Consider the following 23,937-nt stretch of genomic DNA (forward strand, 5'->3'; position numbering starts at 1 on the left):
CGGAGCCATTTATTCGTCAGTCGAAAACCTCACCCGGGTAAACACCCCAGAGATCAGACTGCTTGATCCAGCCTCGGACGCCGCCCATATCCAACCGGCACCATTGGCCGGTGCACTCACGCACCGTGCCGACTACCCCCGGCTCAATCTCGGCGGCAAGTCCCGATGTGTCGCTGGCGTCGCGACGCATATTGATCATCGCCCCTTGATCGTTCTTGAGCCAGGGCGCAGTGATGGCGGTTCGCTTGCCGGAAAGAAGCGACTGATAGACCCAGCCTTCCGTGCCGTCCGCATCGCGGATACGACGCCAGTTATCATATTCCTGGATGATCTCGACCGGCAGTCCTGCCTTCATGAAGAGCCATGAAACCGCATAATCACGTCCCGGTCCGATGCGCAGATTGACGCGCGCGGGTTTAAGGCTGACGAAACGCGGCACGGGAAGCCCGCTTGCGCCGACAGTGGTGCCTGCAGGCTCTACAGCCTGTGCGGCATGTCTGTTCGAAGCGCCAAGCGGCGCCAGAATGAGAAAAAATGCCAGAAAGCCAAGTGTGGCTATCAAAAAGCGTTGCGAAAGTACTCTGTACAAACTGCGACCTCTCGCCGTCCTGTCACGACAGAACGGTAGTAGCTTCGGCAGTTTAAGGGGGCTGCGAGGCGACGTTGCCGTCCTGTTTCCAGATCGTTCATCCATCTGTGTGCAACAGATCGAAATGCGACCTAATTGTTTGATTTTAAATGCATCTTTTCAGAAAAACATTGTTGATTTTCCAAGAGGCACCTGAAGATTCCGGTTTTTCTTTGTCTTTACCGCTTCGCCTTGATAGAGATGTTCAGCCGAAGCAATATCCCATATTGCACCGCCTTGGTTAAGGAGGTCTCAACATGAAGCTTCGGTTAACGCATTTCCCGGAAAAGTGGGAGTCGGTTTTCCGCCGGAAATGTGCAGGAAATTTCTTGGAGCGCAACCGATCAGTTGGTTACAATACGGGCTGTTCCAGGGGCTTTGCTCAACGATGGGGTGGAGATGTCGAACAAGAAGAAACCGCTGGTCGTTCTTACGCGAAAATTGCCGGACCCAGTGGAAACCCGGATGCGGGAACTGTTTGATGCGCGTCTGAACATAGACGACCACCGCATGAATCAGCCGGAAATCATTGCTGCGATGAAGGAAGCGGACGTTCTGGTGCCTTGCATCACCGACGTTATCGACGCTGCGGCCATTGAACAGGCCGGCCCCAATCTCAAGCTGATCGCGAATTTCGGCAATGGCGTAGACAACATCGATGTCGCCGCCGCTGCAAAGCGTGGCATCACCGTCACCAATACGCCGAATGTCCTCACCGAGGATACTGCCGACATGACCCTGGCGCTGCTGCTATCGGTGCCAAGACGTCTGGTGGAAGGCGCCAATGTGCTGGGCGAGCGCCATGGACAATGGCCGGGTTGGTCGCCGACCTGGATGCTCGGACGGCGCATCTGGGGCAAACGCCTCGGCATTGTGGGCATGGGACGTATCGGTACAGCCGTTGCCCGTCGCGCCAAGGCTTTCGGGCTTTCCATTCACTATCACAACCGCAAGCGCGTCAATCCGCAGGTCGAGGAAGAGCTGGAAGCGACCTACTGGGATAGCCTCGACCAGATGCTGGCCCGGATGGATATCATCTCGGTCAACTGCCCATCCACGCCCGCTACATTCCATTTGCTGTCCGCGCGCCGCATCGCGCTGATGCAGCCGACCGCCTATATGGTCAACACGGCGCGCGGCCAGATCATCGACGAGAATGCCCTGATAGAGTTGATTGAGCAGGGCAAGCTTGCCGGAGCAGGGTTGGACGTGTTCGAGAACGAACCGGCGGTTAATCCGCGCCTGCTGGCGCTTGCCGAAAAAGGCAAGGTCGTCCTGCTGCCGCATATGGGCTCGGCCACAATGGAAGGCCGCATCGACATGGGCGACAAGGTCATCATCAATATCAAGGCTTTTGTCGACGGGCATCGCCCGCCCGACCGCGTATTGCCAAACAGGGTTTAGAGCATTTTCGAGCCAAAAGTGCGAAGCGTCCGCGCGGGGAAATCAGTTCACTGGACTGATTTCTTACCCCGCTTCGATGCGAAGGCTAATGCCTATAAAAAATAGCTACAGCGGTTCCGACGATTATTGCTAAACAGGAGCCGCTCTAGCTTTTCCGGCTCGCGGTTTTCGTTTCATCGGTGCTTTTCCCGTCGATGAAACGCAGCACTGTATGTGCGTAAAGGCGCGGATTCTCGACAGGGACGCCATGTCCGGCATCGGGCAGGATGATCAGTTGGGCGCCTGGTATCTGGCTGGCGATGAATTCCGTATGGTCGCGCGTGATGGCCGTATCGCGGTCGCCGATAACAATCGCGGTGCGCACACGGATATCCGACAGGTCTTCATCGGTGTAGTTCGGCTCATTTGCCCAGAGCGCATGAATTTCCTTGTCGATGCTCTCATAGTGGCGCAGTTCCGGTATCGGCTTTCCTTCGGCGCGGGCCTCGGTATAGCCGGTATTGCCATCGGGCGTGACATTGGCGGCCTGCGCAAACAGGCTTTTCAGCCGTTCTGGATAACGCATGGCGATATCGAGGCCGATAATGCCGCCATCGCTCCAGCCGACAAGATCGACCTTGTCGATATGGAGAAAATCGAGCAGTGCCACATAATCATCGGCCATCAATCCATAGGTGATGGGGTCTTCGGTGCGGGTCGAGCGTCCCTGGCCGCGACTGTCGGCAACGATTACGGTGTGGTGACGCGCAAGGATAGGAAGCTGCGCATCCCAGACATGCTGGTCGGAAAGGCCGCCCGGAATGAGCAGGATCGGCGAGCCCTTGCCAACAATCCGGTAATACATCTGGATGCCATTGACTTCGGCAAAGGCGGCAGGGGACGCGGGAATGGTCATGCGCGCAATTCTCTCAGTCGAAACGGGGGAAGGAAAAGACAAAGCAAAGCCGATCAGCAAAGCGGCTATCGTCAGTGTCGTCTTTCCCTTCATGGATTCCCGATCTCATTTTCAGGGTCTGCGGATAAGCGTCGGCAGATCGTATAGATAGGCAATTCGCTTGATTGCATCCTGTAGCGGCTCCAGCGTGACCGTCATCGTATGACCGCTCGCATGGATCAGCATGTCGGGGGAAGCGCAGATGGCGACATGGCCCTTCCAGAAGACGAGATCACCGCGCTTCAGGTTCGAATAGGACGCATCGGGTTCGACGATTTCGCCAAGCGTATTCTGCTGCATGTCCGAATCGCGCAGAACCTCGCGGCCTGCCACCCACATGGAAAGTTGCACGAGGCCGGAGCAATCGATGCCGAATCCCGACGTGCCGCCCCACAGATAAGGCGTGTGAAGAAGGGTTTCTGCGACGGCCACATAGTCTGCGGCATGTTCACCGACTGGCGCTAGGTGGCTGGCGATCAGCGCCTCGCCGCTTTCCAGAATGGCATATTTTGTACCGCGCGTCTCGGCCGCGCCGACGATACGCACGCGTGAACCCAGCGACAGCGCCATGGTGTGTGGGAAGCGAAGATCAGCACCGGGATAAACGAAGGTGCGCGGCACGATGACCAGATGCGTTTCGGTTCCAGCGAGTTGTTCCAGCGCGGCAGCGGAGACGTAACCGGTATAGCCGTCGCGTTCCGCCTGCATCCACGACCAGCCGTCCATCTCCTCGAAGACGCGAACACGATCGCCAAAGATCATCTGTGTCTGCGGTCCGCTATCCATACGCGGTTCGGAGCGCAGATCGACAACGGACGCGGAAACCTGCATCAGTGTTCCGGTGGTGAAACGCGCCGCTTCCACCTGACCGGTCAGCCGTTCATCGGCGAGGTCGGGGCGATAGGCGTTGAGGCGGCGGTCGAGCATGGTCAAAGTGGTAACTCCCTGGCTTTGGCGATCACCAGATCGCCCAGTCTTTCAACATAAAGTGCTCCGGCGACCGTCCTCTTCACTAGCACATTTCGCCGGTCTTTTTCATCACGATGCCGGGAGACGAACTCAAGTGCGCCCATCGTGTCGAGCGCACGGGTAATCACCGGCTTGGTGACGTTCAGTTTTGCTGCAAGTCCCCGCACGGTATGTGGCGGGGGCTCCAGATAGATGGTCAGGAGAATGGCTGCCTGTCGCGTGGTGAGATCGGGCATCTCGTCACGCACCTGTTCCAGCGACAGGGTTCTCAGCAATGTCAGCGCCTGCAACGGCTTCAGCTCAATTGGCATCCGGTTCCACCAAAACGGGGATTGTTTCGGAACCGTTTTATTCAACCCGCTTTCGGTGTTTCAGGCAAGTCGATTCATTGCGCCGGGTAGCGTTCCTTCAAAAACTGGTAAAGAGCGCGAATGGCTTGCGCCTCTCCACCGACTGGCGAGGCGGGTTTTTCGACCGGCACCCAGCCGAAAATGTCGAAATGCGCCCAGCTTTGAGCCTTTTCGACAAATTTGCTGAGGAAGAGCGCTGCCGTCACCGATCCGGCAAATCCATCGGTGGTGACATTGTTGATGTCGGCGATCCGTGAGGACAATTTTTGCGCATAAGGCTTCCAAAGCGGCATGCGCCATAGCGGGTCTGCGGTGGCATCCGCACTTTGCGCAATCGAAGCGGCGAGTTCGTCATCATGCGTATAGAATGGCGGCAGATCGGGGCCAAGCGCAACACGCGCAGCCCCTGTCAGCGTCGCCATGTCGATCAGAAGTGCAGGTTCTTCTTCATCGGCAAGTGCGAGAGCGTCGGCAAGAACCAGACGGCCTTCCGCATCGGTATTGCCAATCTCGACAGTCAGACCCTTGCGGCTTTGCAGCACGTCACCCGGCCGAAAGGCATTTCCGGCAATCGAATTCTCCACTGCCGGGATCAGCACGCGCAGCCGCACCGGCAATTGCGCGTCCATAATCATGGAGGCGAGGCCCAGCACATTGGCGGCTCCGCCCATGTCCTTCTTCATCAGGAGCATGCCGCTTGCCGGTTTGATGTCGAGACCGCCGGTATCGAAGCAGACACCCTTGCCGACCAGCGTGATTTTCGGGTCGCTTGCCTTGCCCCACGTAAGATCGATCAGGCGTGGCACAATTGCGCCAGCACGACCGACCGCATGGATCATGGGGAAATTCTTCTCCAAAAGCGCATCACCTTCGGTGATGGCAATGTCGGCCTTGTATCTCTTCGCCAGTTCATGGGCGGCATTTTCGAGGGCATCCGGCCCCATATCGTTGGTCGGTGTGTTGATGAGATCGCGCACCAGCGTTACCGCAGTAGCGATGCGGCTGATTTCGGCCTCATCCACGCCATCCGGCAAGGCGAGGCGGATCGCCTTGCCATTTGCCTTGCGATAGCGCGTAAAACTGTAGCCACCCATCAAGAAGCCCAGAACTGCAAGCGCTGCGTCATCGATCGCGCCGTCAATATGCCAGTCTCCGTCCGGAAGACCGCGCGCAAGCTTTCCGGCCAGAAGCTGCGACTGACCGCCCTTTTTTTCATCTCCCGTTCCAAAAAACGCACCCGATACCGATCCGCCAGCACCGGGAACCACGAGGACACGACCAGCTTCGCCGTCAAAGCCATTGGCCTTGGCCCATGCAATTGCATCGGCGGAAAGGCTGGAGGCTTCCAGCCCGCCTTTCGGCGTAAACCAGATCGGGCGGCTTTGTTCGGATTTTCGGGAAAGAAGTTCGACAGACATGATGCTCTTTCTGACCAATAAGCGTGTCCGGCAAAAGCGCTGGGGTTTTGTCGGAAGTTTATAAAAACAAACAGATAGCGCGATTATTGCCGTGCGGGAAAAAAACCACAATCGCTTTATTAACCAATCATTAGGGTTAACGGATTATTGATTTAACAGGAATTGGGCTTGAGGGGGTCTGGGCGCATCGTCCGGCCTTACAGCATGTCTCCCGAAAGTGGGAACCGGTTTGGGGAGACATGCGTGAAAACAAGAGACTAAAGCATGTTGAATGCGCGACACGCTTTGGCAGGAGAGGCGGGATGCTGAACATCGCTCGAAAAGACGCTATCGCAATACGTCTTGGCTTCGCCTGCATTCTTTCAATGCTTGTACTTTCCGGCTGCACATCGGTTGACCGGACCACGACCGGTTCGGTGCGCCGCGCGGCAACAGTTGCCACTTTCGACCACATGAACGACGCACAGCTCGCCGCCATGGCCGGGCGGCTCGGCGCGCAATATGAACGCAATCCGAAGGATCGCCAGACGGCGCTCAACTATGCCAATGTGCTGACGCGTCTTGGCCGTAACGATCAGGCGCTGGCCGTCATGCGGGCGCTGGCTATTGTCTATCCGACGGATCAGGCCGTTCTTGCGGCTTATGGCAAGGCGCTTGCAAGCGCTGGCCAGTTCGACGGCGCGCTTGATGCCGTTCGCCGTGCACAGAACCCGGCCTATCCCGATTGGAAACTGGTTTCCGCAGAAGGTGCTGTTCTCGACCAGATGGGCCGGAAGGAAGAAGCGCGCGCGACGTATCAGAAGGCGTTGCAGCTTCAGCCGAATGAACCGTCGATTATCTCCAATATGGGGATGTCCTATCTTCTGGCCGGTGATGCACGAACGGCTGAGACCTATTTCAAACAGGCCGCTGCAGCCCCTGGTGCGGACAGTCGTGTGCGTCAAAACCTTGCCCTGTCGGTCGGTCTGCAGGGCCGCTTTCAGGAGGCCGAAGCGATTGCCGCGCGTGAAATTTCTCCGCAACAGGCCAAGGCCAATACGGATTATCTCCGCTCCATGCTGGCGCAGCAGAACTCCTGGAACATGCTCAAGGACAAGCCGAAGGGCTGATTCTTCGATCAGATCGGCGCTCTAACCTCTTTTATTTTAAGCATAATCTTATCGATCCTCGTTTCACTCCGGTCGGATTATGCTCTAGTTACCGCCGAACAATCCGCCTTGCGCCGAAATCTGGATGAAGGCCGGTCCGAGAATAACGATAAAGAGGACGGGCAGGAAGAAAACAATCATCGGCACGGTCAGCTTTGGCGGCAGGGCTGCGGCCTTCTTTTCAGCTTCAAGCAGACGCAGATCGCGGCTTTCCTGAGAAAGCGTGCGCAGCGCCTGTGCGACCGGCGTGCCGTAACGCTCGGCTTGAATCAGCGCCTGCGTTACGGATTTCACTGGCTCCAGACCCGTGCGATTGGCGAGATTTTCATAAGCCTGACGGCGCTCCGGCAGGAATGAAAGCTCAGCATTGGTCAGCATTAATTCTTCGGCAAGCTCGACGGACTGGATGCCGATTTCATCGGCCACCCGGCGAAACGCAGCTTCCGTGGACATGCCCGATTCGACGCAGATCAGCATCAGATCAAGCGCGTCCGGCCATGCGCGTCGGATGGATTGCTTGCGTTTGGTCGCCCGGTTTGAGACGTAGAGGTTAGGCGCATAGAAACCGGCATAGCCAGCAAGAATGCAAACGAGGAGGCGAACGAAGAACGATTGATCGGCAAGCACGCCGAGCATGAAAATGTAGATGGCGGCGACTATTATCGCGCCGAAAGGCAGAACAAAGCGCAGGAACAGAAAGATGTTGAGCGGGTTCTGCCCCCGGAAGCCTGCCTGCCTGAGCGAAGCGATCGTCTTTTCGTCCGCAAGCGCACGCTTGAGGTCAAGCTTTTCGACAAATTCGCGGATGCCCTGCTTTTGCTGATGGCGCAGGCTGTTGCGACGGTCGCTTTCCGCAGCAAGTCGGGCACGCTCGCGCGAGCGAATGGCTTCACGTTCGGTGGCAACTGATTTCATCCGCGACTTGAGCGCATTGCCGCTGAGGACCGGCATGAGAATCGTCACCACGGTTGCAAAAACCGCGACGGTAATCAAAGCGCCGATCAGAAACTGCGGGTCGGTCAGTTTTTGTGTGAGGAGAGAAAACATGTCCGGTACCTCACATATCGAAATTGATCATGTTCTTCATGATGAAGATGCCGGTTAGCATCAGAACGGCTGCAATGCCCAGGAGCATGTGGCCGGTCGAAGAGGTGAAGAGCAGGGTCATATACAGCGGGCTGGTCAGGTAGACGAGAAACGTAACGATGAAGGGCAGGGCGCCGATGATCGCGGCAGAAGCCTTGGCTTCCATGGATAGCGCGTTGACCTTGGCTTTCATCTTCTTTCGATCGCGCAAAACCTTCGAAAGATTGTTGAGCGCTTCGGAAAGATTACCACCTGCCTGGGACTGAATCTGGATGACGATGGCGAAGAAGTTGGTTTCCGGGCACGGCATGGAATCAGGCATCTTGCCAACCGCTTCAGGGATCGAAAGTCCGATCTGCTGTGCTTCGACAACCTTCTTGAACTCTCCCTTGACCGGCTCCACCGCCTCGCTCGCAATGAGTCTCAGGCCGTCATTAAGCGGAAGCCCGGCACGGGTTGCACGCACGATGACATCAAGGGCGTTGGGAAATTCTTCGAGGAATTTCTTCAGCCGTCGCTTGCGTTTCTGCAGCACGAACCAGCGCGGCAGGCCGAAAAAACCGGCAATGGCGATGCCCGGCAGGAAAAGCAGCGGCGCGCCGAAGATCAGCGCGATGAATGTAACAAGGAACGCGGTCACACCGGAATAGATGTAGAATTTCTGCAAGGTCAGATTTAAGCCCGCCTGTGTCAGCAGAATGCGCAGGGGCGGATATTTCTGGTTTTTCTCGCGTTGCTTCTGCCGCGCTTCCAGGTCCTTGATATTGTCCTGCAACTGTCTGCGGCGCTTCAATATGTCGGCGTTTCTGTCGCGCTCGCTGCGCGTTATCGCCCGTTCCGAACCGCTGTTGCGCACGGTTTCGAAGCGCCGTGCCGCGTGATCCTTCTTGCCGAGCTTTTCATAGAAAAGCGCATAGAACAAAGCCGCGCAGGCGATGACGGCAAGCACGATGAACATCAAAATGCTGGCGCCGGAACCGGTCATGCATTTGTCCTTTCCATGCTGTCGAGCACGGAAGCAAGGCGGCTGTCCTCATTGTAATAGCGGGCGCGTTCCCAGAAGGCAGGACGTCCGATGCCGGTCGAGCTATGACTGCCGAGAATGCGGCCGGAAGTGTCTTCACCCTTGATATCGTACAGAACCAGATCCTGGGTGATGATGACGTCGCCTTCCAGTCCCACCACTTCGGTAATGTGAGTGATACGGCGTGTGCCGTCGCGCAGGCGCGCGGCCTGAATAATGATATCGACCGAGCCAACGATGATCTCACGCACGGTTTTTTGCGGCAGCACATAGCCGCCCATGGCGATCATGGCTTCCATACGGTTGAGGCATTCACGCGGACTATTGGAATGGATCGTCCCCATTGAACCGTCATGGCCTGTGTTCATGGCCTGCAAGAGGTCGAAAACCTCGGGGCCGCGCACTTCGCCGACGATGATGCGTTCGGGACGCATACGCAGGCAGTTCTTCACCAGATCGCGCATGGTGACTTCGCCTTCGCCTTCCAGATTGGGCGGGCGAGTTTCCAGACGCACCACATGCGGCTGCTGCAATTGCAGTTCAGCCGAGTCTTCGCAGGTGATGATGCGTTCGTGCGTGTCGATATAACGTGTCAGGCAGTTGAGAAGCGTGGTCTTGCCCGAACCGGTGCCGCCCGAAATGATCACATTGCAGCGCACACGGCTGATGATCTGCAGCAGCTCTGCTCCGGCATTCGATATAGCGCCGAATCGCACCAACTGGTCGAGCGTCAGCTTGTCCTTGCGGAATTTACGAATGGTCAGGGTTGGGCCGTCGAGCGACAGCGGCGGCGCGATGACGTTGACGCGCGAACCGTCAGGCAGGCGGGCATCGCAGATAGGGCTCGATTCGTCGACACGACGTCCGACCTGACTGACGATACGCTGACAGATGTTAAGGAGCTGCTGGTTATCGCGGAAGCGGATGCCGGTTTCCTGCAACAAACCGTCCACCTCGATATAGGTCCGGCGCGAACCATTGACCATGATATCGGCGATGTCGTCACGGGAAAGAAGCGGTTCCAGCGGGCCGTAGCCCAATACGTCGTTGCAGATGTCATCAAGCAGCTCTTCCTGCTCGGCAATCGACATGACGAAATTCTTGATGGCGATGATGTCGTTGACGATGTCGCGGATTTCCTCACGCGCGGCGTCCGGTGCCATGCGGGAGAGTTGCGACAGATCGATCGTATCGATCAACGCCGAGAAGACCTGCGATTTGGTGTCGTAGTAACTTTCGGTCTTTTCGCGCCCCTGTGTGCCTGGCTGGGCGGGAGATCGGGCCTGTGTCGTGGGGACGGCTGCCTGCATACGGGACGGTTGGACTGCCGGCTGGGTCGAAGCGGGCATTGCAGCGGAGTTGGCAGGTTTCAGCACAGCCGGTCGCATTCCGCTTTCCGGCTTGTTTCCCGTATCGTTGCCTCTTCTGCCGAACATGATTTCCTGCCGTTACTTGGTCTTGCGTGCAAACTTGCCGAGAAGGCTCGAAATGCCGGTCTTCTTGCGCGGCTGCACATCGGCCCTGCCGGTCACAACATGCGCAATATGGCTGATGGCTCCCGCAACCGGGCTTTCTGGATTGGTTTCGGCGATCATCCGGCCATTGTTGGCTGCGTTGCCGAAAAGTTGCGGATCGAAGTCGATGGTTGCGATGGGATCGATGCCGAGCGGCTCGGAAAAATCGGCGAGCGCGATTTCCGGCCGTTTGGGCATACCCATCTGATTCAGGACGAGATGCGGCTTCACATCGTTCGGGCGCAGTTGCGCCAGCGTGTCGAGAAGGTTTTTCGTGTTGCGCAGATTGGCAAGATCGGGCGTTGCGACAATCACGACCTCATCGGCACGCATCAATGTGGTGCGGGTCCACCCGCTCCAGCCGTGTGCCACGTCCAGCACGATCAGCGGAGAATTGCGCTGTGCAACATCGATCAGCTCGGCAAAGGCGTCGTCGCCGAAATCGAACGTGCGCTCCAGGCTGGAAGGGGCAGCGAGGATCGAAAGATGGTCGCCATACTGCACAAGCAGCCGGTCGAGATAAACCTCGTCAATCCGTTCCGGCGAGAAGACGGCATCGGCGATGCCGAGCGTCGGGTCCTGATCGAAATTGATATTCGCCGTGCCGAAAGGCAGATCCATATCTGCAAGCACGACATCGTGCCGGAACAGATCCGAAATCGACCAGGCGACATTGTGTGCGATGGTCGAAGCGCCGACACCGCCTTTTGCGCCGATAAAGGCGATGGAACGGCCCAGCGGCTCCGCGCCGGGATCGAGAAAGATCGAGGAAACGATGGCCAGAATGTCTGCGAGCGCGACCGGCGCCACGATATATTCCGAAACGCCCCGGCGCAGCAGTTCGCGATAAAGCCAGACCTCGTTGGAATGACCGATGACCATGACTTTCGAGCCGGGATCACAGACCTCCGACAATTGCTGCAGTTCTTCAAGCAGCACATTAGGCTCGGAGGCCGATTCGACGATGATCAGATTGGGCGTGGAGGCAGTCTGATAAAACTCGATTGCAGCCGCAACACCACCCATCATAACCTTGAGATGCGTTTTTGCCATGCGCCGGTCACCGCCTGCGCGCTCAATCGGGATGGCGACGCTTTCGTTGACGCAGAAGGCCTGGATCGAAATGCGCGGAATGGGGCGCACATTTTCAAGCATGATCGGTGCGCGGCCCGTCTCCAGGTCCTGTTCTTCTTCCGTCGGTTCGAACGCGAAATTGCTCATAGCGTCCTCTTAATAATTGGCCTGTTCACTGCGAGATTCGCGCCAATTGTCCGTCCGCGCCGGCGACATCTTCACATAGCCCTGATCGCCGTTGAGACGTTCCGTGGTGCGGTCCGAATCGATAGGCGACATGGCGCGTGGTCCCAGAAGATCAGCCGGATTGGCGACCTGTGCGGCAAGATTGTTCTGCGAGGCGCAGCCGAAATTGGCGTAGTGCTTGTTTTCGGGCGTGCTGGCGAGATCGTCCGGCCAACGACCGCACGGTGTCGTGCCCGCCGTCATCGCGTAATAGCTGATGCGGATGGGCGCCGCCGCATCCGGGCTTTCAACCGGATAATTCTCAATGGCAATATTGTTCGCCTTGATGCCGCTGCGCCGCAGCATGGCCGAGACTTCGGTGCTCAGCCGGTAGGCCGCAGCCTGATTGGATGCACCTGAAGGCACCAGAACATAGAGCATGCCAGAACCGCTGCGCCGATAATTGGCGATGGCTCCCTGAATGATACCGCGCTGCATCGGGCTGAGTTTCTGGTCGGCCTGTGCGACCGGAATATCTGTGACCTGGTCCCGCTCGGCAATCGTGATGGGATGATTGGTGCGATAATCATCCGGCAGGGCACCGACGGTGACGTGCTGGCGATTCGCGCAGCCCGCGAGAAGGGCCACCGACAAGGCGAGGAGCGCTGGTCTTGCGGAAATCCTGCAAAAGCCTCTGACTGAATAGGTCATGATCTGTCCCCCGCTCACTTGTAGATATAACCGACGACGCCGTTGTAGCGACCGGGCGGCAGTTTGGTTTCCATCGTGCCGTAAACGCGATTGACCTTGCCAAGGATGTATCCTGCGCCATCGCTGGCCGGGTTGAGATTGTCGTCAGGTCGCGCAAGCTGCTGGCGGGCCACGGGGCGCGCCAGATAAGGCGTCACGATCACCACCAGTTCCGATTCGTTGCGGATGAAATCCTTGCTGCGGAACAGCGCACCGAGGACTGGAATCTTGGTGAGGCCCGGAAATCCGGAAACCGACTGGCGCACTTCATCGCGGATCAGGCCGCCGATCATCATGGAGCCGCCGGACGGGAGTTCGACCGTCGTGTCGGCCACACGCTTGCGCAGCGACAGAATGCTTGCGCCGACGCCATCCATCTTGTTGGTCGTGCCTGCGCCTTCGGTCGTCGGTTCGGAGACGGAGGTTCTGATCTTCAGGCTGATGCGTCCCGGTCCCAGCACGGTCGGCATGAATTCGAGGCCGATCCCGTAGTTGATCTTGGCCAGCTCATTGGTGCGCTTCCCATCGTCATCATATTTCACGCTGTTGATGACGTTATACTCGCCGCCGACATTGAAAGCCGCTTTTTCGCCTGAGATCGCGGTCAGCGTCGGCTCGGCGAGCGTCTTCATCACGCCAGCCGTTTCCATCGCCCGCAGATAGGCGGAAAAGTTGCTTGTCGCGAGGCCGAACCCGGTATCGGACAGGTTGTTGCCAATGGCTCCGGCAATACTCTCGGAAATTCCGCCATAGGAGATACCATTCGAAACGCCACCGCCGCTCATATTGACACCAAGCTGCTTCATGACCGAACGGCTGACTTCGGCGACGGTGACTTTCAATGTCACCTGATCCTCGCCGATAATGGTGAGCATGTTGACGATAGCGCTTTTACGGCGATCTTCATCCGGATTGTTGATCGCAACGCCGCCGCCATCGGTTGGAGCCGAGGCCGTGGTGGAATATTGACCTGTTGTCGCCTCACCGCCGGAAACGAAAAGACCGGCGAGCTTTGCGGCCTTTGCCGAATCCTGTGGGGTCTGGACGGTTCCGGTCAGAACCACATTGTCGTTGATCAGTTCGACGCGAATATCTGAACCGGGAATCAGACGCTTGAGCTGGGACGAAATCCCGCTCACATCGCGCTCGATTTCGACATCGATGGATGCGACCTGCTCGCCGTTCGGACCGAAAACGAAAATATTGGTCTGCCCGATCTGTTTGCCGAAAAGATAGATGCGCCGCGACGTGCGTGTCACCGCATCGGCGATTGTCGGGTTGGAGACGAGAACGTCATAGGCATCCTGCGGAAGATCGAGCACGACCGATTTGTTGAGGCCGAGCTTGATCGTCTGCGAACGCTGCTGGCCTCCGACCTTGACGATGCCAGCTGCCGCCACGGCGGACATATCGGTAAGCGGCAATGAAAAGGCAGCAAGCGCGCTGGCAAAAAGCGCGATTTTTGCCGAATGCGGGCGCACGCGTTTTATCTTTCTCATGAGCGCGGTCCTATTTCTGTAACGCTGCCGGACTTGATGACCTTGACCGTCCCGCTGCGGGTCGGCGAGGAAACCAGATAATCAGCCTGCTTGATATCCTTGTCCTCAACGTCCTGTGTCGAGCGAAGCGCCAGCGTCAGACGGTCAGCCATCTGTTGGGCGACGGTAATGATTTCAGCTTGTTCCGGCGTGACTTCGAGCGTTGCGGTCTGGCCGACCATGACCTTGCGGCCCTGTTCATCTTCCTGAATGGCCTGATCGATGGCCAGAACGCGGACGTTCTGCAGTACCGTTTCCGTTGTGAAGGGACTCAGGGATTTTTCGCCGTTGTCCGGTTTGCGGCGGGTCATGATGACATCGACGAAATCGTTGGGAAGAATGAAGCCACCAGCCGAACTCTCGGCATTGATCTGTGTCGCGACGGCGCGCATGCCGGGCGGCAGGATCGACGACATGAAGCTCTGCCCCGGGCCGATGAGCTTGGTCTTGCGGATCGGCTCGCCGGTGAAGAACTGCAGCCTTACGGTTGCACCGCTTAGCTGATTGATGGCGTCGGGTTCGCTTGTGCGGGTGATATAGCCGTCGCTGACTGCATCCACAGGCCAGGGCTGCCAGCGCATCTGCGATGTCAGTTCTGCGCCGACACCAAGGTTTTCGGTGGCGACGAGTACGTCTTCCAGTTTCATCTGCGGTGTTTCAGGCGCGGCGACAATGGGTGCGGGCGGCGGTGCGGCTAGGTTCATGGCAATATAGCCAGCTCCACCAGCCGCAAGAACGGCCACTCCTAAAATGAGCAGTCGAGCTGATTTCATGATGTGCCCCGCGCAAATCCCCACGTCTCAATGACGTGTTCCAAAATTGCACTGGCAATCGTGTAATTATGGTTAATATAATCTTATTCGAATAAAGAAAGATTGGGAGTACACGTAAGCGTTGCGTATAAATGCGCTCAAAAGGCTCCCGCCAAATAGGCCTTCACCGATTCCCCAACCGGCGACAGCGGAAACGTCCAGAGACCGGCAGCGCCGAGAGCAATACCGTAGGGAATGCCCACATCCTTGCGGGCGAGCGTTCCCATGAAGGCATAGCGATCGGCCAGAAGCGGGCGCGGGATCATTCTGTAGAGAATGAGTGTGAGCGTAAGAATACCGCCGAGGATCGAGACCATCACAAGATAATCCAGGAGGCTGATCGTGGGGCCGAACCACAAGGCCGTTGCCGCGATGAGCTTGGCATCGCCGCCGCCCATGGCGCGAAGGCAGAAGAGCGAAAAGGTGATGATCAGCGCGATACCACCGACACCGAGATGCCAGGCATAATCGGAAAGAGGAAGCCCCAGGAGTGGTGCGAGCAGGATAAAGCCGAGTGTCAGTCCGATCGAAACGCGGTTGCGGATGGTCATCGAGGTCAGGTCGGTGATCATGGCGGTCACCATTGCCAGAGCGAAGATTGCCGTCATGGCTGCTGCTGTCATTGCCGATGCCCCCGCGTCGCACGTCATCCCATCATTTGGCCACCGTTTGCACGGAATTACGCTATAGTCATTAGCGGTTTGCAGCCTGTTCGAACCGTGTGGCCGTGTCGTTGAATTTTTCGCCGACATTTCCGGCCATGAGCGCTACGCCGCTGATGATCGCAATAGAGACGAGCGTGCCGATCAGCGCATATTCGATCGCTGTCGAACCGGCCCTGTTCTTCATGAAACGCGTCATCAATGTCGGCATCACATGCTCCTCGCTGTTCCGATCGCGCTGGTTTTTTGAAATGCGCTTTAAATTCGGATGCGCTCAAGCATAGGAGAGAGGAATTGTGGCCCCCTTAACAATCAGGGTTAATGAAGTGTTTCGGGGCTTGGAAAGCCGCGACCATTGCGTGATTGGTTAATGTTTGGCGAATTGCGGATACGGCCTGCACGGAAGGGTAGTGACTTAATTATTCCTTCACCAATCCCGTTCATTCTTTGCTCATTATATTGGTGGGGCTCAATATATCAGCGGGCCCCGTTCTATCAGCGGGGAATGTCGCGTGACGCGTCGTTTATTTTCTTTGGGCGGCTTAGGCGTGGTATCTGCCATGGGCGTTGCGTTTATGGCCGTCTTTGTCGCCGCACCGGCGTCTGCAGAAGACTATATTGCCCTCGAAACAAGCCAGGCCCGCATTTTGCGACTGGCGCGTCCGGCCGACAGCATTGTGATCGGAAATCCGTCGATTGCCGACGCGGTTGTTCAGGATGCGCAGACCATCGTTCTGACCGGCAAGGATTTCGGCGTCACCAATATCGTCGTCATGGACAAGCAAGGCGAACCGATCCTCGACCGGGAACTGGTGGTTTCCCGCAATGCACGCGGAACGACACGGATTTACCGTCAGGCAGAAGTACAAACGCTTTCCTGCACACCCTATTGTGAAAAAGCCTCGACGAAGAACGGCTTTGACGACAAATAGCAATAATCGTGTATGAGTTCCTGCTTCCGTTAATACTCTTTCAGGTTGTCCTGTTGTAACGATACGCCCAACTGAATTCATGTGGAATTGGGTGGGGTTATGACTTCCGGGATTTTGGCGCGTCACCTTGCAGGCGTGCGCGTGAATTTGCGCCGTTTCGCCCGTGCGCAAACCGGTGTAGCGGCGGTGGAGTTCGCGCTGCTCATCGTTCCGTTCCTGATCATCGTCTTTGCGACGATCGAGGTCGGCGTGAGTTTTGCGGCACGTCAGGTCGTATCCAATGCAACGGAGACCGTGGCGCGCAGATTGCAGACAGGCCAGATCAGAGGGGCTGGGATCAGAGAAGAAACTCTCCGCACCGAACTGTGCCAGCAGATGCAGTTCATGGTTGCACAAGACTGCCCCAATCTTTCGTTCAATCTGGGAACCTATGAGGGGTTCGACAAGGTTCCGACGGACCAGATTCTCGATGGCGAGGGCAAGCTGACGCGGACAGGCATTACCGGGACGAGCGGGACGTCCACGATCAACCAGCTCAACGTGGTTTATGCCTGGCCCGTATTGACGAACATCCTCTATCTGATCGAAAGCCCACATGCGGCAGGCGGCACCATGCCGCTTTTTGCTACCCTCACCTGGCAGAACGAGCCCTTCCCAAACTGAAACAACCGATGCGCATCCCTAACACCGTTTTACCCTTTTCGGAATGCGCTCTGGAGCGATCGATGGTCATGCGTAACTGCCTTCGGAAATTTCTGCACGATCGGCGCGGGGTGGGAGCGGTTGAATTCGCGCTCATCGTACCCCTCCTGCTTCTGATTTATCTAGGCTCCGTCGATCTTGCCGATGGGATGGACACGAACAAGAAAGTGTCTCGCTCGGCGAGCAGTCTTGCCGATCTGGTCGCCCGACAATTGTCGGTAACGCCGGATGATTTGAACGATATGTTCAATATCGGCCGCGCGTCCCTTCTGCCCTATGGCCGGAGCAGTCCGAAGATAAGGATCACGGCAATCAAGGTTGAAGGGACGGCAACCGCCAACAGTCTGATGCCGAAGGTCGACTGGTCCTATGCCAATGTCGCGGACTTTGTCGCAAAAAAGGGTACTGTCGGCGATCTTCCGTCAAGCCTCGTGGGAGAAGGGGCGTACTTCATCAAAGTCGATGTCGAACTCGACTACAAGCCGCTCAATGCATGGATCTCCACGAGCATTCCCATGAGCGAAACCTATTATCTGGCACCGCGCTATACCCACACAATTCCCTGCACCAAATGCTGAACATCTTAGCATTGTGAGCAAAACTGAACATATAAGGGCAGAGCCGATATACGGCACTTGTCCAGGATCAGTTTTCAATGCCCGAATTGCCAGAGGTCGAAACGGTTCGCCGTGGTCTGCAGCCCGTCATGGAAGGGGCGACCGTCAGTCAAGTCGAACAGCGGCGCCCGGATCTGCGTTTTCCTTTTCCCGACCGATTTGTCGAACGGCTTTCTGGTCGTCGCATTTCAGCACTTGGTCGCCGAGCGAAATATCTGACGATCCATCTTGATGACGGCCTCTCTGTCATCAGCCATCTCGGCATGTCGGGTTCGTTCCGCATCGAGACGGATGACGATGGCAGCACGCCGGGTGCGTTTCAGCACGAACGTTCCAAGCTGAGCGCGCATGATCATGTGGTGTTTCACCTTCTGCGCGCCGATGGCGCTCCTGCCCGTGTGGTCTACAACGATCCACGCCGCTTTGGCTTCATGCTCTTTGCCGAGGAAGGCACGCTCGACAGTCATCCGTTTCTGGCAAGCCTCGGCATCGAGCCGACAGGCAATCTGCTTTCCGGCACTGTGCTTGCGGAACTCTTCTCGGGGCGCAAAGCGCCGCTCAAGGCTGCTCTTCTCGATCAGCGGCTGATCGCCGGTCTTGGTAATATTTACGTCTGTGAAGCGCTCTGGCGCAGTCACCTGTCACCCATGCGCGCCGCCGGGTCCATCGCGCAGGATCCCGAAGCCGTTGAGCGGCTGGCTTCCGACATACGCTCTGTGATCGCTGATGCCATTGCTGCTGGCGGCTCGACCCTCAAGGACTATATTCAGGCAGACGGCGCGCTCGGTTATTTCCAGCATTCCTTTTCTGTCTATGGGCGCGAGGGCGAACCGTGCAGAAATCCCGCCTGCAACGGCATTGTGGAACGGGCAGTTCAGTCGGGGCGGTCGACTTTTTTCTGCGCTTCCTGCCAGCAATGAGGCCTTGAAAAAGAAGCTGCGCCGGTCCACTTTGCCCGCCAATAAGCTTGCCGTTGAAGGAGGAGTTCAAATTCATGGCCTATGAAACGATCATCGTCGAGACACGTGGCGGCGTCGGCCTCATCCGCCTCAACCGCCCGCAGGCGCTCAATGCCCTCAATCGCAAAGTGCTCGACGACCTGACGGAAGCTCTCGGCGCTTTCGATACGGATGGCAAGATCGGCGCAATCGTCCTGACGGGCTCCGAAAAGGCTTTTGCCGCCGGCGCGGACATCAAGGAAATGCAGCCGATCGATTTTGTGGACGCCTATCTTCAGGATATGTTCTCCGACTGGCAGAAGGTGGATCGGGTCCGCAAGCCGATCATCGCGGCGGTCTCCGGCTATGCGCTCGGTGGCGGCTGCGAGCTGGCCATGATGTGCGATTTCATCATCGCGGGCAGCAATGCCAAGTTCGGCCAGCCGGAAATCACGCTCGGCGTGATGCCTGGCATGGGCGGCTCGCAGCGTCTCACGCGCTATGTCGGCAAGTCCAAGGCGATGGATATGTGCCTGACGGGGCGCATGATGGACGCGGCGGAAGCAGAACGCAGCGGTCTCGTCTCGCGGGTTGTTGCGCCAGAAGAGCTTCTGGACGAGGCATTGAAGGCCGCCGAACGCATCGCATCCTTCTCACGCCCGTCCGTGCTGATGGTCAAGGAAGCGGTCAACCGCACCTATGAAATGACGTTGAGTGAAGGACTTCGCTTCGAGCGTCGCCAGTTCCATTCGCTCTTCGCGACGGAAGACCAGAAGGAAGGCATGACAGCCTTCATCGACAAGCGCACACCAGCGTTCAAGAATCGCTGATTGGTCGGCCGGCGGTCGAAAGGCCGCCCCGATGACCGCTATCCGGGAGCCTCCAAGTTGCTTTTGGCGGGCTTTCGGGCCGGGTTTGCGGGTTCTTGATCGCCCCATGGGGCAGAATCCACGTTGACGCCGCGCCAAAGCTGATCTATAAGCCCGCCACGGATCGGCGGCCCCCAGGGATCTTCAAGGGATTTTCTCGGCTGCCCTAGAGGTTTTGTGCCCGGCGGTTTATGCCCCTGGCTAGCTGACAGAAAAAAGAGAGGCATTTATGGCCAATACTCCTTCGGCCAAGAAGGCAGTGCGCAAGATCGCTGCCCGCACCGAAATCAACAAGTCCCGCCGTTCGCGCGTTCGCACCTTCGTGCGCAAGCTGGAAGACGCTCTGCTGAGCGGCGACAAGCAGGCTGCGGAAGTCGCTTTCAAGGCTGCTGAGCCTGAACTGATGCGCGCTGCTTCCAAGGGCGTGATGCACAAGAATACCGCTTCGCGTAAGGTGTCTCGCCTTGCCCAGCGCGTTAAGGCTCTGAACGCCTAAACATTCATCCATTCTTATGGATCAGTTTCGAAACCCGGCTCATTGTTAGCCGGGTTTTCTTTTTTGAGCGATTTTCGGAGAACTTGTGTTCTTTCGCTCCACCTTGAATTGTAGAGATATTTCAATGCCTAGCTGGAATATTTCAGAGGGCGGCCAATCTCGTGCCCAAGGATTTAGCCAGTGTTTTCAAAAGGTTGTAGATTCTTATCCACTGTTATCCACAGGCTGGTTTAGGGACTCGGAAGGGGGGTTGAGTCAAGGGAAATTTTTAAATTTATTTTCAGGCAGAACATATCAGGACCACCTAAAAATTGCCCTCTGAAAACGCATTGAATCCAAAGGTGTTATTTCGCTGGCATCCGATTCCCTCGATTTGCCAAGACCCCCTGCAAGGGCTTTCAGCAAAAAAATGTGGCTTTCCTAGGCTTGCCCTTTGCGGCGAGGCTTCGCTAAAGTCAGGGCATAAGAGGGGTGAGCCACCGGCTCGGAGTTAGCATCAAATAGAGAGTTTGTCGGCGTGGGCGTCACGGCCCGCGGGTGTTATATTCTGGTCGTAAGGTCCTGTTCCTCATGGTTGTTTGCTTACCGTTCATTAACCGGAATGCCGTTTTAGGCATGTCCCCGACAATTGAATGGTTGTGGCGGATTTCGTTCCGGGCAATCAGCCTCCGGTAAAAGTGTTGTGAGTCGTAAAAAGGTCGCCGGGAAGGAGTATCCGGGTGTTGGTCCTGATGGGACCGTTTGAGTTTGTGTTTGGCCCAGAGCTGTAGAGCCGGGCTTTGTGAGTGAGTACCTGTCGGACAGGACGGATAATAATCCGCAGTTCAGACAGGAAAAAATGACAAGCGCCGAAAAAGGGCGCGTACGAATGTGAAGGCAGGCGAGACGATGGCAATGATGACCGGCAAATCGACGGCAACGACGGGTGATGATGCACATGCGAACCGCGTCCGCGGATCTTCTGCTACCGGAAATGACAAGAGCCTGGTCGAGTTGAGCGGCAATGCCGGTGACGAGGTTTTCGAGCGCCTTACGGCAAAGCTGAAAGCCCGCGTCGGAACCGAGATCTATTCCAGTTGGTTCGGTCGTCTGAAGCTCGACGACATCTCCAAGAGCATTGTTCGCCTGTCGGTTCCGACGGCTTTTTTGCGCTCCTGGATCAACAATCATTATTCCGAACTTCTGACTGAGCTGTGGCAGGAAGAAAACGCCCAGATTCTCAAGGTTGAAGTTGTCGTTCGCGGTGTGAGCCGGGTGGTGCGCAGTGCAGCTCCGGTGGAAACCTGCGATGCGGCAGACAGCAAGCCCGCCGTCGCTCCGCGCGAAAAGATGGTGTTTCCTCTTGGGCAGTCTTTTGGCGGGCAGGCTTTCGGCGAAAAGCGCGGCTCCGCAGTGGTTGCAGAATCGGCTTCGGGCTCGGTTCTGGGGTCGCCGCTCGACCCACGCTATACGTTCGACAGCTTTGTCGACGGCGCATCGAATCGCGTGGCGCTTGCTGCAGCCCGCACCATCGCGGAAGCCGGTTCCAGCGCCGTGCGTTTCAATCCGCTTTTCATCCATGCTTCGGTCGGTCTCGGCAAGACGCACCTTCTGCAGGCAATTGCCGCCGCTGCGCTCCAGCGTCAGGAAAAGGCTCGCGTTGTCTATCTGACGGCTGAATATTTCATGTGGCGCTTCGCAACCGCAATCCGCGACAACAATGCGCTGTCCTTCAAGGAACAGCTCCGCGATATCGACCTTCTCGTCATTGACGACATGCAGTTCCTGCAGGGCAAGTCGATCCAGCACGAGTTCTGCCATCTCCTGAACACGTTGCTCGACAGCGCCAAGCAGGTCGTGGTTGCTGCCGACCGCGCGCCTTCCGAACTGGAATCGCTCGATGTCCGCGTTCGTTCGCGTCTTCAGGGTGGTGTTGCGCTCGAGGTGGCGGCTCCTGACTACGATATGCGGGTCGAGATGCTGCGCCGCCGTCTGGCTGCTGCACAGGCAGAAGATTCGAGCCTTACCATTAGCGAAGAGATTCTCTCTCACGTTGCCCGCACCGTCACCGGATCGGGCCGCGAACTGGAAGGCGCTTTCAACCAGCTCTTGTTCCGACAGTCTTTCGAGCCGAATATTTCCATCGATCGCGTCGATGAACTACTGGGCCATCTGACCCGCGTTGGCGAGCCAAAGCGTATCCGCATTGAGGAAATCCAGCGCATTGTGGCACGTCATTACAATGTCTCGAAGCAGGACCTGCTGTCCAACCGCCGCACGCGCACCATCGTCAAGCCGCGTCAGGTCGCGATGTATCTCGCCAAGATGATGACGCCGCGCTCTCTGCCGGAAATCGGCCGCCGCTTCGGTGGGCGCGATCACACCACGGTTCTTCATGCCGTGCGCAAGATCGAGGATCTGGTCGGTGCCGACACCAAGCTGGCACAGGAACTTGAGCTTCTGAAGCGCCTCATCAACGATCAGGCTGCCTGATGGGTAAAGCTTCGCCGCTAGAGCATTTCCAGCAAAAGTGCGAAGCGGTTTTGCGTAGGATAATGCGTAAAAACAAAAGGATAGAGCGGTTCTACTGATTCCGTTTTAACTGGAACCGCTCTATCAACGGCGGTTATCAACAAAAAGCCCGGGCCCTGTCGCTTTCCGACACGGCGCGGGCTTGCTTTTCTCCTTAAAAATCTGCCACTTTAACGGACCTTCTGGCGCCCCGGCGCCTTATCGACAGGGGCCGCCTGCCTGCCCGTCAGATGCAGTTGCCCTGTCCCAGCGAGCGAGTGCGTTTGAACATGCGTGTTACCCTAGAGCGATCGAACCTTCTCAAATCTCTCAACCACGTCCATCGCGTCGTGGAGCGCCGCAACACGATACCGATTCTGTCGAACGTGCTTTTGCAGGCTGAGGGCGCAAGCCTCGCACTCAAGGCAACCGACCTTGATCTCGAGGTCAACGAAGCAACGGCTGCTATGGTGGAACAGGCTGGCGCCACGACGGTTCCGGCGCATCTACTCTATGATATCGTCCGCAAGCTGCCGGACGGTGCTGAAGTCATGCTGTCGACCAACCCGGATGGCGGTTCCATGTCGGTCATTTCCGGCAAATCGTCCTTCCGCCTACAGTGCCTGCCGCAGTCCGATTTCCCGGAGCTGACTGCAGGAGCGTTCACCCACTCCTTCCGGATCGAGGCACAGGCGCTGAAGCGTCTCATCGACCGCACGCAGTTTGCTATTTCGACGGAAGAGACCCGTTATTACCTCAACGGCATTTTCTTCCACGCCATCGAAAGCGACGGCGCCCTGAAGCTGCGCGCTGTCGCGACCGATGGTCACCGTCTGGCGCGTGCCGAACTGGAAGCGCCGTCCGGCACGGAAGGCATGCCGGGCATCATCATCCCGCGCAAGACGGTTGCCGAACTACAGAAACTGGTTGATGTGCCGGATATGGTCGTCACGGTCGAACTGTCTGATGCCAAGATCCGCTTTACGGTTGGATCAGTGGTTCTCACCTCGAAGCTGATCGACGGCACCTTCCCGGATTACCAGCGTGTGATTCCCTCCGGCAACGACAAGAAACTCACCATCGGTCGCCAGGAATTTGCGGCCTCTGTGGATCGCGTCTCAACCATTTCGAGCGAACGTGGCCGGGCGGTCAAGCTTTCGATTGCCGATGGCCAGCTAACGCTGACGGTCAACAATCCCGATTCGGGCAGCGCGACCGATGAGCTGGCTGCAGATTATGATTCCGATCCGTTGGATATTGGCTTCAATTCCAAATATCTGCTGGACATTACCAGCCAGCTTTCGGGTTCGGATGCCGTCTTCATGCTGGCTGATGCCGGCTCGCCGACGCTGGTGCGCGATACCGGCGATGAAGATGTGCTGTATGTTCTCATGCCGATGCGCGTCTAAAGTACTCA

General features: G+C 57.2%; 24 protein-coding genes. 10 read left to right on the plus strand and 14 right to left on the minus strand.

The features are described 5' to 3' along the window. Nucleotides 1-16: 16 nt before the first annotated feature. Complete coding sequence (locus FIB18_RS10345; protein ID WP_140020625.1) at nt 17-589, minus strand: SH3 domain-containing protein; 573 nt, start codon at nt 587-589, stop codon at nt 17-19. A gap of 438 nt (nt 590-1,027) precedes the next feature. On the opposite strand from FIB18_RS10345, the gene FIB18_RS10355 reads away from it, so the two are divergent. Beyond that, a complete protein-coding gene (locus FIB18_RS10355; RefSeq protein ID WP_061344689.1) occupies nt 1,028-2,032 on the plus strand; it encodes a 2-hydroxyacid dehydrogenase in 1,005 nt (334 codons plus the stop codon). Nucleotides 2,033-2,177: 145 nt separating this feature from the next. On the opposite strand, the gene FIB18_RS10360 is transcribed toward FIB18_RS10355, so the two are convergent. The 4 genes from FIB18_RS10360 to FIB18_RS10375 all read right to left on the minus strand — a co-directional run bounded on the left by FIB18_RS10360 (nt 2,178) and on the right by FIB18_RS10375 (nt 5,703). Next, nucleotides 2,178-3,020: an alpha/beta fold hydrolase gene (locus FIB18_RS10360; RefSeq protein WP_140020627.1), complete on the minus strand. Its 843-nt coding sequence runs from the start codon at nt 3,018-3,020 to the stop codon at nt 2,178-2,180. 18 nt (nt 3,021-3,038) lie between these two features. Continuing rightward, entirely contained in the window at nt 3,039-3,893 is an 855-nt protein-coding gene (locus FIB18_RS10365) for a C40 family peptidase (protein WP_174977418.1), read from the minus strand. Nucleotides 3,894-3,895: 2 nt separating this feature from the next. Next, nucleotides 3,896-4,246, minus strand: a complete 351-nt coding sequence (locus FIB18_RS10370) for a MarR family transcriptional regulator (protein WP_109987099.1) — start codon at nt 4,244-4,246, stop codon at nt 3,896-3,898. A gap of 74 nt (nt 4,247-4,320) precedes the next feature. Then, complete coding sequence (locus FIB18_RS10375) at nt 4,321-5,703, minus strand: leucyl aminopeptidase family protein (RefSeq protein ID WP_140020629.1); 1,383 nt, start codon at nt 5,701-5,703, stop codon at nt 4,321-4,323. Nucleotides 5,704-6,005: 302 nt separating this feature from the next. Here FIB18_RS10375 and FIB18_RS10380 point away from each other — a divergent pair, with 302 nt between their 5' ends. Further along, complete coding sequence (locus FIB18_RS10380; protein ID WP_140020630.1) at nt 6,006-6,812, plus strand: tetratricopeptide repeat protein; 807 nt, start codon at nt 6,006-6,008, stop codon at nt 6,810-6,812. Nucleotides 6,813-6,896: 84 nt separating this feature from the next. Here the strand turns inward: FIB18_RS10380 and FIB18_RS10385 are convergent, their stop codons facing one another. From FIB18_RS10385 to FIB18_RS10425, 9 genes are all read right to left on the minus strand, one after another. Then, nucleotides 6,897-7,898 (minus strand): type II secretion system F family protein, encoded by a 1,002-nt coding sequence (locus tag FIB18_RS10385; protein ID WP_140020631.1) that lies wholly within the window; start codon nt 7,896-7,898, stop codon nt 6,897-6,899. A 10-nt stretch (nt 7,899-7,908) separates the two neighbouring features. Then, complete coding sequence (locus tag FIB18_RS10390; protein WP_140020632.1) at nt 7,909-8,922, minus strand: type II secretion system F family protein; 1,014 nt, start codon at nt 8,920-8,922, stop codon at nt 7,909-7,911. Continuing rightward, nucleotides 8,919-10,397, minus strand: coding sequence for a CpaF family protein (locus tag FIB18_RS10395; protein ID WP_140020633.1), 1,479 nt, complete (start codon nt 10,395-10,397; stop codon nt 8,919-8,921). The genes FIB18_RS10390 and FIB18_RS10395 overlap by 4 nt, the downstream gene beginning before the upstream one ends. A 12-nt stretch (nt 10,398-10,409) precedes the next feature. After that, a complete protein-coding gene (locus FIB18_RS10400; protein WP_140020634.1) occupies nt 10,410-11,696 on the minus strand; it encodes an AAA family ATPase in 1,287 nt (428 codons plus the stop codon). A 9-nt stretch (nt 11,697-11,705) separates the two neighbouring features. Next, nucleotides 11,706-12,425, minus strand: a complete 720-nt coding sequence (locus FIB18_RS10405) for a CpaD family pilus assembly protein (protein ID WP_140020635.1) — start codon at nt 12,423-12,425, stop codon at nt 11,706-11,708. 14 nt (nt 12,426-12,439) lie between these two features. Further along, nucleotides 12,440-13,963, minus strand: a complete 1,524-nt coding sequence (locus tag FIB18_RS10410; RefSeq protein WP_140020636.1) for a type II and III secretion system protein family protein — start codon at nt 13,961-13,963, stop codon at nt 12,440-12,442. Then, nucleotides 13,960-14,775: a Flp pilus assembly protein CpaB gene (gene cpaB, locus FIB18_RS10415; RefSeq protein ID WP_140020637.1), complete on the minus strand. Its 816-nt coding sequence runs from the start codon at nt 14,773-14,775 to the stop codon at nt 13,960-13,962. The genes FIB18_RS10410 and cpaB overlap by 4 nt, the downstream gene beginning before the upstream one ends. 137 nt (nt 14,776-14,912) lie before the next feature. Next, on the minus strand, nt 14,913-15,437 hold the full coding sequence (locus tag FIB18_RS10420) for an A24 family peptidase (RefSeq protein WP_235894867.1): 525 nt from the start codon (nt 15,435-15,437) through the stop codon (nt 14,913-14,915). A 70-nt stretch (nt 15,438-15,507) separates the two neighbouring features. Continuing rightward, a complete protein-coding gene (locus FIB18_RS10425) occupies nt 15,508-15,687 on the minus strand; it encodes a Flp family type IVb pilin (RefSeq protein WP_140020639.1) in 180 nt (59 codons plus the stop codon). A gap of 301 nt (nt 15,688-15,988) precedes the next feature. On the opposite strand from FIB18_RS10425, the gene FIB18_RS10430 reads away from it, so the two are divergent. The 8 genes from FIB18_RS10430 to dnaN all read left to right on the plus strand — a co-directional run bounded on the left by FIB18_RS10430 (nt 15,989) and on the right by dnaN (nt 23,929). Next, on the plus strand, nt 15,989-16,408 hold the full coding sequence (locus tag FIB18_RS10430) for a pilus assembly protein N-terminal domain-containing protein (RefSeq protein ID WP_140020640.1): 420 nt from the start codon (nt 15,989-15,991) through the stop codon (nt 16,406-16,408). 99 nt (nt 16,409-16,507) lie between these two features. Continuing rightward, on the plus strand, nt 16,508-17,071 hold the full coding sequence (locus tag FIB18_RS10435; protein ID WP_140020641.1) for a TadE/TadG family type IV pilus assembly protein: 564 nt from the start codon (nt 16,508-16,510) through the stop codon (nt 17,069-17,071). Between the two features lie 62 nt (nt 17,072-17,133). Beyond that, nucleotides 17,134-17,688: a TadE/TadG family type IV pilus assembly protein gene (locus FIB18_RS10440; protein WP_235894868.1), complete on the plus strand. Its 555-nt coding sequence runs from the start codon at nt 17,134-17,136 to the stop codon at nt 17,686-17,688. A 77-nt stretch (nt 17,689-17,765) separates the two neighbouring features. Beyond that, on the plus strand, nt 17,766-18,647 hold the full coding sequence (gene mutM / locus FIB18_RS10445; protein WP_140020642.1) for a bifunctional DNA-formamidopyrimidine glycosylase/DNA-(apurinic or apyrimidinic site) lyase: 882 nt from the start codon (nt 17,766-17,768) through the stop codon (nt 18,645-18,647). Between the two features lie 74 nt (nt 18,648-18,721). Beyond that, nucleotides 18,722-19,495, plus strand: a complete 774-nt coding sequence (locus tag FIB18_RS10450) for an enoyl-CoA hydratase (RefSeq protein WP_140020643.1) — start codon at nt 18,722-18,724, stop codon at nt 19,493-19,495. Between the two features lie 268 nt (nt 19,496-19,763). Continuing rightward, complete coding sequence (gene rpsT, locus FIB18_RS10455; protein WP_010657809.1) at nt 19,764-20,030, plus strand: 30S ribosomal protein S20; 267 nt, start codon at nt 19,764-19,766, stop codon at nt 20,028-20,030. 894 nt (nt 20,031-20,924) lie between these two features. Beyond that, nucleotides 20,925-22,502, plus strand: coding sequence for a chromosomal replication initiator protein DnaA (gene dnaA / locus FIB18_RS10460; RefSeq protein ID WP_140020769.1), 1,578 nt, complete (start codon nt 20,925-20,927; stop codon nt 22,500-22,502). A 308-nt stretch (nt 22,503-22,810) separates the two neighbouring features. After that, nucleotides 22,811-23,929 (plus strand): DNA polymerase III subunit beta, encoded by a 1,119-nt coding sequence (gene dnaN / locus FIB18_RS10465; protein ID WP_140020644.1) that lies wholly within the window; start codon nt 22,811-22,813, stop codon nt 23,927-23,929. Nucleotides 23,930-23,937: the final 8 nt, after the last annotated feature.

The organism is Brucella pecoris (genome assembly GCF_006376675.1).
Classification (GTDB): domain Bacteria; phylum Pseudomonadota; class Alphaproteobacteria; order Rhizobiales; family Rhizobiaceae; genus Brucella; species Brucella pecoris.